General features: G+C 58.8%; 12 protein-coding genes and 2 pseudogenes. 10 read left to right on the forward strand and 4 right to left on the reverse strand.

The window, feature by feature from the left end:
• Positions 1-106, forward strand: a pseudogene (locus F7R02_RS23075) (IS5/IS1182 family transposase); the annotation flags it as partial.
• Between the two features lie 103 nt (positions 107-209).
• On the opposite strand, the gene F7R02_RS23080 reads toward F7R02_RS23075, so the two are convergent.
• From F7R02_RS23080 to F7R02_RS23090, 3 genes are all read right to left on the reverse strand, one after another.
• The gene (locus F7R02_RS23080) at positions 210-1,247 is read right to left on the reverse strand and encodes a tyrosine-type recombinase/integrase (protein ID WP_235857318.1); all 1,038 of its coding nucleotides are present in this window, start codon (positions 1,245-1,247) and stop codon (positions 210-212) included.
• 443 nt (positions 1,248-1,690) lie between these two features.
• A complete protein-coding gene (locus F7R02_RS27410) occupies positions 1,691-1,804 on the reverse strand; it encodes a type I restriction enzyme endonuclease domain-containing protein (protein ID WP_369333909.1) in 114 nt (37 codons plus the stop codon).
• Positions 1,758-1,973 carry a type I restriction-modification system subunit M N-terminal domain-containing protein gene (locus F7R02_RS23090; RefSeq protein WP_208789136.1) on the reverse strand — a complete coding sequence of 72 codons (216 nt, stop codon included), beginning with the start codon at positions 1,971-1,973 and terminating at the stop codon, positions 1,758-1,760. Before F7R02_RS23090 ends, F7R02_RS27410 begins: the two co-directional genes overlap by 47 nt.
• Positions 1,974-3,061: 1,088 nt before the next feature.
• Here F7R02_RS23090 and F7R02_RS23095 point away from each other — a divergent pair.
• Positions 3,062-4,063: a replication protein RepA gene (locus tag F7R02_RS23095; protein WP_078589910.1), complete on the forward strand. Its 1,002-nt coding sequence runs from the start codon at positions 3,062-3,064 to the stop codon at positions 4,061-4,063.
• 398 nt (positions 4,064-4,461) lie between these two features.
• On the opposite strand, the gene F7R02_RS23100 is transcribed toward F7R02_RS23095, so the two are convergent.
• Positions 4,462-4,722, reverse strand: coding sequence for a hypothetical protein (locus F7R02_RS23100; RefSeq protein WP_078589909.1), 261 nt, complete (start codon positions 4,720-4,722; stop codon positions 4,462-4,464).
• Positions 4,723-5,282: 560 nt separating this feature from the next.
• On the opposite strand from F7R02_RS23100, the gene F7R02_RS27275 reads away from it, so the two are divergent.
• The 8 genes and pseudogenes from F7R02_RS27275 to F7R02_RS23135 all read left to right on the forward strand — a co-directional run.
• Complete coding sequence (locus tag F7R02_RS27275; RefSeq protein ID WP_078589908.1) at positions 5,283-5,483, forward strand: plasmid mobilization protein; 201 nt, start codon at positions 5,283-5,285, stop codon at positions 5,481-5,483.
• Positions 5,480-5,887 (forward strand): LPD7 domain-containing protein, encoded by a 408-nt coding sequence (locus tag F7R02_RS27415; RefSeq protein WP_208789137.1) that lies wholly within the window; start codon positions 5,480-5,482, stop codon positions 5,885-5,887. Before F7R02_RS27275 ends, F7R02_RS27415 begins: the two co-directional genes overlap by 4 nt.
• An 80-nt stretch (positions 5,888-5,967) precedes the next feature.
• Positions 5,968-6,246, forward strand: coding sequence for a CopG family ribbon-helix-helix protein (locus F7R02_RS23115; protein WP_004541313.1), 279 nt, complete (start codon positions 5,968-5,970; stop codon positions 6,244-6,246).
• A 26-nt stretch (positions 6,247-6,272) separates the two neighbouring features.
• Positions 6,273-6,524 carry a type II toxin-antitoxin system RelE/ParE family toxin gene (locus F7R02_RS23120; RefSeq protein WP_229001948.1) on the forward strand — a complete coding sequence of 84 codons (252 nt, stop codon included), beginning with the start codon at positions 6,273-6,275 and terminating at the stop codon, positions 6,522-6,524.
• A gap of 2 nt (positions 6,525-6,526) precedes the next feature.
• Entirely contained in the window at positions 6,527-6,841 is a 315-nt protein-coding gene (locus F7R02_RS23125; RefSeq protein ID WP_078589907.1) for a hypothetical protein, read from the forward strand.
• A complete protein-coding gene (locus F7R02_RS27280) occupies positions 6,834-6,968 on the forward strand; it encodes a hypothetical protein (RefSeq protein WP_011051575.1) in 135 nt (44 codons plus the stop codon). Before F7R02_RS23125 ends, F7R02_RS27280 begins: the two co-directional genes overlap by 8 nt.
• A gap of 68 nt (positions 6,969-7,036) precedes the next feature.
• The gene (locus tag F7R02_RS23130) at positions 7,037-7,291 is read left to right on the forward strand and encodes a hypothetical protein (protein ID WP_235857317.1); all 255 of its coding nucleotides are present in this window, start codon (positions 7,037-7,039) and stop codon (positions 7,289-7,291) included.
• Between the two features lie 180 nt (positions 7,292-7,471).
• Positions 7,472-7,630 (forward strand): annotated as a pseudogene (locus F7R02_RS23135) (IS3 family transposase); the annotation flags it as partial.
• Positions 7,631-7,766 lie beyond the last annotated feature (136 nt).

Raw genomic sequence — 7,766 nt, forward strand, 5'->3', positions numbered from 1 at the left:
CGGCCTGGCCAAAAACACCGCACACGTGCTGACCTTGTTTGCGCTCTCCAATCTGTGGATGAAGCGAAAGCAGTTGCTGCCGGCTATGGGGAGCGTGCGCCTGTAAACCAGGAAATTCCCACGGAAAGCGCCAGAAATGGCGAAATTCCAAAGATTCAAACGCCACTCTTCGGAACGACGCGACATCCCGCACTCTCAGGCCTCGTTATTCAGACCTTCCTTAGCAGCGTACTTGCCATGTGCCTGAAGCCATGGATGGTACTTTCATCTTTCTCAATGCCGCAGCGGCGCGCGGCTACGAGGATGGCATTGCCCGACATGTGCTTGCGCGGGTCGCGTCCGCCAGGGAAAACGAACTCGCCGCGCCCGGTCAGGGGATGTAGGTCACGCAGAATTTCCACTGCCTGAGTCGAAAGGGCGGCGATATGGGTGCGATTGGTCTTGGTCACGAAGTAACGCCACTGCCCGGCGTCGAGGTCCAGCTCCGCCCACCTCATGCGGACAAGCTCGCCGGGTCTGGCGAACAGCAAAGGTGCCAGTCGCAAGGCACTCCTGACCACTGGCCTACTGGTGCTGATGTCAATCTTCCGCAGCACGGTGGTCGCTTCCTCCGATGTGGTGGCAGCAGCGAACGGCATGGATCGCCATGGAGTCAGCGCTCCTTTCAATGCACCTGTCGGATCGGCTTCGGCCCGGCTAGTACGCACTGCGTACCGAAAGACTGCGCCGCAGGTCTGCAAGGCTCGATGAGCGGTCTCGATGGCGCCTCGCTGTTCGATCCGCTCCAAGTGCTTCAGCAGTTCCGGGGCGGTAATGGCTGCGATGGGGCTGCTACCGATCCAGGGAAAGATGTCGGTCTGCAAGCGGCGGATGATCTTGTCCGCGTACTGGATACTCCAATCCTTCTGCTGTTTGGCGAACCACTCTCGGGCGACGACCTCGAAGCTGTTCGCGGCGGCGGCCTCGCCAGCGGCCTTGACGGCCTTCCGCTGTTCGCCAGGGTCGATCTTGGCCGCAAGTAGGCGGCGCGCTTCCGCCAGCCTCTCTCGCGCGTCTGAGAGGCTCACTTCCGGATAGGTGCCGAACGACAGGGTGTTGCGCTTGCCAGTGACCGGGCGGCGATAGTCGTAGCGCCACCAGCGTGCGCCGTCGGGTCGTAGCAGCAAATACAGGCCGTTGCCGTCGCGCAGCTTCTGAGGCGTGGCGGCGGGTTTCGCTTTACGGATGGCGGTATCGGTGAGAGGCATTGGACGGCTCCTTGACGGTAACAGAGTAGGGGATGCCCTCGCTACCGCCAAAATTACCGTCACCTACCGCCGGATTTGCGCGGTCTAGGCTAGACTGCCTCGGAAACAAAAAAGGCCGGAAAGCCTTGTGTCGCAGGGCTTTCTGGCCTCGTTTGCACCGTCTAGGACGGAAAGATGGTGGAGCGGATGGGGATCGAACCCACGACCTTCGCAATGCGAATGAGGTTTCAATCTCTTCGCCCCAATCCACTCAAAGACTTTGTTCTTCAACGGCTTTTGACAAAGCCAAAAAGAGTCTTTTAGATCAATGGCTTACCGGCATATTTTCGCCTGCCGCGATTTTCGGTAGGTCCGAGTACACGCCGGGATTCTGTATCCTACCGAAAAATTTGTCCACGCAGTGGAGCGGAATTGGAGCAAAGAATCCGATCCACTCTGACCACTTAGCTATCTTCGTCGGCCTCAGCAGCCGACGACTCTGCTTGGCGTAGAACGAGTTGCGTCGCATCTTCAGAGAGGTCCGGCGGATACCCATACTTGGCAAGCAACCGGCGCACGCTCGGCTTTGAGCTCCTCACGCCGTGCATCAAAAGAGTCGGATATGTATTTCAGGAACAAGAGTCCAAGCACGACGTGCTTGTACTCTGCGGCGTCAACTTGACCGCGCAAGGCGTCAGCCGATTTCCAAAGCGTGTCCGTGTAGGCGACTTCGTTGTTGTTGGCCATATATGCAGCTATTGACTTTGCTCGTGGTGGTGGATAGACATCGCTGCCGGCCAGTCTGGCCGCAGGCGGACTTCTCCCAGAATCGTTGAATTATATCGGTATCTCAACATATACTTCGGTAGATTCAGCGCTTTTCCCGTCTTCAGTTGGCCAGCGTTTTCCCGGGCTGCAACCGCAGCGCCATCCGAACCGGAAACAACCCCGGTCGATGTTCCGGGCAGTGCCGTGGCGGGGCGTTGGTCGCCTCACTGAGGCCGTTTAACAGGAGGGCAGGCTCCTGTAGAGCGACACAAGCCTGCAAGGAAAGCCCCCGAGCATTCAACGGATCGGCGGCAAGTACAAAGTTCGATGCATAGCGCACACGCGGACGCTTCCCATAGTGGATAGCTGCAAGACCGGACCGAACAAACAGCGCCGCAGCTAGTGTTTGCTATGCATGCCCTCGGGCGCGGGGGATACCGTTGAGACATACGTACGTTTCCTTTTGCCACCTGACCCGTACGGCAGGCGATGGGGCGATTGCAGAAGGCGTACGTCCATGCAACGCTCCAAACCTCTGTCCGCCGCCAGTCATGCTGGCACCTCGCTCGCATATCTATCGTCGCTGTATCCGCCCGCCCTGTCCGTCGCACAGGTAGCCGCGATCACCAGCGAAGCGCCCCAGACAATCCGTAACCGGCTGAGCGCCGGCACATACCCTGTCCCATCGTTCAAAGTCGGCCGGAAGCGCGCTTTCCGCCTGGTTGATGTTGCGGCGTTCATCGATCGGCAATGTGCCGATGACCCGTCCAATCCCTCCAATCGGCAAGTCCGACGAGGCCGACCGACGAAGGTCCAACAGGTAGCGAAACTGCAAGCGCAGACGAGCGCTCCCCAATCCGCCCCCTCATCCGAGTTGGTAGGGGGGGCGCGATGAACGTAATGGTTCGAATCGACCTGTCGGCATGGCAAGCCGGATTTGACGCCGGCGAAGCGGGTCTCCCGATGACTCCGTGCCCGCAAAATCTCGACCCGTTTTCGTACTTTTCTGGATGGATCGAGGGTGACGCCAAGAGGCAGGGGTTCGAGCATAGCCTTGGAGGTGCTGCATGAAGAGCCTCCGGGTAGCCCACGATGCACTGGAAGAGCGCCCTAGCGAAGAGCCCGTTACCTACGGTCAAGTCGCTTCAGCTCCGGCTCACGCAACGACGACGTCGCGGGAAGAACGGCTGATCAAGTTTGGCCTATCAATTGAGTCGGAACCACCCAGTGGCGACGATATGACCTTCACGCATGCCGTTTTTTGCCAAGTCGGTCTTCCGCGAGCGAAGGTGCTGGGACGGGAGTTTGTGCGGCAATCCGGCTCTGTCTGGCTAAGCGTGCAGGCTGGGCTCCTCGATGAAGGCAACGGACCGGTGGTCCAGCCCATTCCGTATGGAGCGATGCCGCGCCTCGCGCTCGCGTGGGTGTCCACCTATGCGAAACGGCACAAGACACGCGAGATACCGATCGGCGACAGCGCCGCGGAGTTCCTTCGCCTGGTTGGAATGGACTCGCAAGGAAATCGGTACGTCACGCTGCGCAAACAAATGCATGCACTGGCGGCGTGTCGGCTGCAGCTCGGATACAAAGGGCGCACGTTCAACGGTGAGCCGATCGAGCAATTCGACGCTTGGCTTGGCAACCGGGATGCTAGGCAACGATCTTTGTGGCCTGGCGTCATGCTGCTGTCGGAGAGCTACTTCCAAGAGTTGATGGAGAAAGGAGTCCCGCTGGACAACCGCGCCCTGATGGCCTTGAAAGGTTCAGCATTGGCGCTTGATGTCTACGCTTGGCTGGCCTATCGCCTGCATCAGATACAGGGGCGCGGGCCGAAGGTTTACTGGCGAAATCTACGTGAGCAATTCGGCCAAGAATACAAGGGCAAGGACCCGGACAAGGACTTCAAGAAAAAATTCCTGACAGCGTTGCAAGCCGTGATGGCGGTCTACCCACAGGCCAAGGTCAAGCGCATAACAGGCGGCCTGCTATTGATGGCATCACCACCACCGATTCGACCCGCTGTGCATGCTGTTAGCAAGCCTGTGGACTCTACAAATTATCCACGTTAGATCGGCCCCCGCGAAGACGTTAAATCGGCCCCCTTCACAAGGGGCTTACCACGTTAAATCAGCCCCCATTGGCGCGTTAAATCGGACCTCCCCTAAACCTGTAAGGTTTGCTTGTAAAGGTTCCTGTAACTTCTTCTGGTAGTTGGTGCCCGTGGACTTGTGGACAATGCGCTTCGCGCACCAGCGACGGCCCGTGGACAACCGCAAGCGGTTGCCCACAGTCCGACGCCTTTGCCCACAGGGTCCACCGGCCTATTCGCTACATGTGGACAATGCGCTGCGCGCACCGCCCCTTCGGGCCTTTGCCCACATTCCGCTTTCCCAGCTATCGATACGTACGATCGGCAATAAAAGCGGCAGCATCGACGGCTCTGCTCACCTTGTCTCCACCCAGGAAGCTACCTAACGAGCTCGCCCGAACGCACAATTTGACCGTAAGTCTCGATGGCTTCTTGAACGGCCGCATCATCGTCGATACGCAAGCTCCGGCGCTCGTCGCTGAGCCGCTTTTGCAGCTCAAGCACTTCGTCAATTCGACGCACGTCCGGCCGTGACTTTTCCCGTTCTTTGCTAATGTCGCGCGATGCGACCGCGATCGCGTTGCCGATCGTCTCGAGTGCCGTCTCGTAGTCCGCCAGTTGATCATCCGTCCAGGTCATCACATCGCCTCTCGTCCTCGTCGATTCATAAAGCCTGTCACGATCGACTTTGTTTCACAATCTGCCGACCTTGCCGAGTGAGCTTCCATCGTCGTCACGCTTGTCTTCCCATCGTCCATCGATCGGCGTTGCTTGCTCCTAAGGCTGCGCACTTTACATGCAACCCGTGAGCAGTAAGAGAGTGCCGTTTTGATGACCGAAAAATGTCTTATCGATTGGCACATGTCTGGGAGAAACAACACACTCCCAGCTGACGAGTAGTGCGCCGAAAGGAGTTGCTTTGAACTATTCAGAGTTCCTCTTTGCATCCTTCGATTTCGATTGAAAAAAATCGTCCACGCAAGCTACCTTCAAACTTCCAACAACGACAGCGTAACTTCGGGGACAGGGTAGGGTTTGCTATACCGCCATAAATGGCGTCCTAGCAACCGGCAGCGCACCAGTCGTTTCACTCCCTACGCGCAGCCTACCGTCCCTGCTCAGGGCTTCGCCCCGAGACCCCGAATTCGAGAGAGATTGGCGTAACAGTGAGTACGAGCGAACAGCGACGAAGGACCAGCATGCTTCCGCCGATACGGTGCTATGAGGACGAGGAAACTTTGGTCCGCGAAAGGGTACGTGATTGCGGTATGAGCGTCGGGCAATTTGTGCTCGCAGCCGCGCTTGGCCGCCGCACGCGCACCAAGATCGAAACACATATTCTCAATGAGCTTCGCAGGCTCGACGGCTTTCCGCGAAGCCGCTCGGCGGAAGCGCCGTGAAATCCAAGAGACCGTCACGGACGCTACCGCCCGGAACGTGCTGTACAGCGTCGTCGCATCCGAGACGCTGCGGGAGCGCGATCGACTGCGGCGCGAGATCCGCAAAGAGTGTCAGGCGCTGTACGCTGATCCGACGAATCGTAGGCTGTCATATCGCGAATGGGTGGAGCAACAGGCGGCCACAGGCGATAGCGCGGCTATCGGCCAGCTACGGGGGCGCGTTCGAGCTTACCGGCAGCGAACAATTCAAGCGACGCGCGATCGCCCTTATGGTGGAGCATGGAATTGACGCCCGGCTTCGAGACGCCGAGCAAGAAGCGTTGCGGCGTGCCAAAGCAGCGGCCGCAGCGAAGCAAACGCTCTGTCGTCCCGGTAAACCCCGAAGGGGCAGTCCGTCGCGTTGAATATTGGGATGTCATGGACGGAGTCAGCGTTTCGGTCTATAGTAGGCTCAGGTATTACCTTTTGCTACGGAGGCCGTGTCATGGTTACGGCAACTTCCATCAAGCTTGATGATGAATTGAAAGGGCGGGTTCAGCACTTGGCAGAGGCGCGCCGGCGTACCCCGCATTGGATCATGCGCGAAGCCATTGAGCAGTACGTCGAGCGCGAGGAAAAGCGCGAGGCGCTGAACCGGGACACGCTCAAGGCATGGGATGAATTTCAGGCGACTGGCCTGCACGTGACCGCTGAGGAAGTGGACAAGTGGCTCGCGAGCTGGGGAACTGACGACGAACTGCCTCCGCCAGAATGCCACAAGTAATCTTTGCGCCGGCGGCGATCGGGGACATGCTACGGCTGCGTGAATTCCTGAGGCCGAAGAATCCCGATGCCGCGAGGCGGGCCGGCGAAGCGATTAGGCGCGGCGTCCAGGCTCTCGGTGCCCACCCTCGAATGGGGCGGCTCATAGAAGATCTGTCTGAACAGTATCGGGAGTGGCTTATCGATTTTGGGGATAGCGGCTATGTGGCTCGGTACCGCTTCGATGGCGATACCGTCACGATTTTGGCCGTGCGACACCAGAAGGAAGCGGGGTACTGATCATGACAGATGACGAGGCCAAAGCGCGGATCGAAGTGCTCTACGACGACGCAGCGGCGGTCTTGGCCGAGCAGGGGCTGTCGCCCCTGCAGGCTTACCGTCTGGTGCTCGAGCAGGTCACGGTTCGGGATGAGCCGACTTTGCGATTGCTAGCCGAGACGGCGGCGCATGATCGATGGTTTCGGGAGCAGGTTCGAGAGGGGTTGGAGGAAGCCCACTATCCGAATACGAAATGGATATCTGACGATGAAGCGCGGAAAAGCCATGCCAGACAGCGAGCCGAACTGCTCGCCCGGATCGGAAAAGGCAATGAATGACAACTACGTCCGCTGCGGCACACCGCTGGTCTATACCGGCGAGCTCGAATTGCGGCCCGATATTCTCGCCGAACTCGGCGAGCAGCAGTCGGATCAGAAGGCCTCACGGTCTACTGATCTACTCTAGGCGCCCCGCCCGTGTGCTGGAACACGCGGGCAGGACTTCCACTACACCACCTGGATAGAGGTGATGACATGGCAACTAAACATCGTATCAGCTCGGATGCAATCCGGTTCGAGATCGCTCGCCTTCAATGGGCGAATGCCCTCATGCGTGCGGCCAACAAAGCGCTGGCGAAGGGCGATAAAGCAGCCCTGAACGATATGGGCTTCTCGATCGAACACGCCGACGAATTGGAGGCGAATGGTGGTTTCCCATCGACGTCGATCCGCAACAACACGCGGGCGATCACCCATTTGCGGTCGATTGGTGAGCCTTATATGACCTGAAGCTGGCCCGGCCGCCGTCCACTGAGGCCGCCGTGGGGACGTCGATCCCGGTAGCGGGTGAACGGCATATCGATCGCAGCTATACATGGAGGAATCCATATGTCGGCCCTGCCGATTCCCATGGATCGCTTCTGGCGGGCGGATGACCCACTCCCGGAAAACCGGGCCAACGTAAAGTAGAGACTTCGCCGGCATGGGCCCCCGTCATCACGAGGAGTCAAGGTGGACAACGGGAGTGAGTTTGCCGGCAAGGTCATGGATCGGTGGGTATATGAAAACGGGGTGGAGCTGGACTTCTCCCGGCGTGGCACACCAACCGATAACGCCTTGGTGGAAACTGCCTATCGAGTCGTCCCTGAAAAACCCCTGTCAAACCTCCATTGCCATGTTTGCGAGCCGCATAGTGCTTGAGCACGTTGAGGAACGCTCCCGCACCACCTGCAACCAGGCACGCAAAAAGGCGATCCAGCGCAGC

The sequence above is a fragment of the Xanthomonas cissicola genome (assembly GCF_008801575.1).
GTDB classification, from domain to species: domain Bacteria; phylum Pseudomonadota; class Gammaproteobacteria; order Xanthomonadales; family Xanthomonadaceae; genus Xanthomonas; species Xanthomonas cissicola.